Here is a 632-nt window from a genome sequence, read left to right on the forward strand (position 1 = left end):
GCACCGGATCCAGTGTCGAACCACGCAGCGGCGGCGGGGCAGACCGAAGACCTGCGACTGACTTGGCTGCCGAGGGAACTGAGCGGCCGAGTCAGGAAGCGTGCCGATGCCGAAATCGATCGCTGGAAAGGTGAGCTGAAGGCCGGGGAGCCGTTCGTGATCGTCGAAGGCGCTCGAAAGAGGCTGAACGGATTCATTGATAAACTTATGGCCGATATCGCTGATCGCGCCCGCAATGATCAGCAACTCCCCGATATCCGGTTGCACTTCACGAGAAGGACTCACAAGGTCGACTACGGAGTTCGCCGCCCCGAGCATGAGGTGCTCGAAGACTTGGTGAGGGGGGAGGCGCTGAAACGATCCATCGACCTCAGTGAGTTTCGCTTCACTTACGTGACCCGCAAATCCGAAGAGAAAAGTTCTCGCGCGGTGGAAATCACTGTGCACAAAACGCCGAAGCTGGGGGAGGGTCACTATCTCGAGGAGACGTCCTTGACGGAGTTCTTCCCGCCGAGACTTGACGCTCTGCCGGAGGCTGCTCGGGAGCGGATCACCTGGCTGTCAATGGGATTCATCCGTCGGCGTGAGCACGAGGATGGGAACAAGATTCTCTCCATCGCGATGACGCGGTC

The 632-nt window shown here is 59.3% G+C and carries 1 protein-coding gene; it reads left to right on the top strand.

Going from position 1 to position 632, the window contains the following annotated elements:
* Nucleotides 1-632, top strand: a 632-nt coding sequence (locus tag H074_RS40620) for a hypothetical protein (protein ID WP_161630665.1), incomplete at both ends; no start/stop codon positions are given.

Source organism: Amycolatopsis decaplanina DSM 44594 (assembly GCF_000342005.1).
GTDB lineage: Bacteria > Actinomycetota > Actinomycetes > Mycobacteriales > Pseudonocardiaceae > Amycolatopsis > Amycolatopsis decaplanina.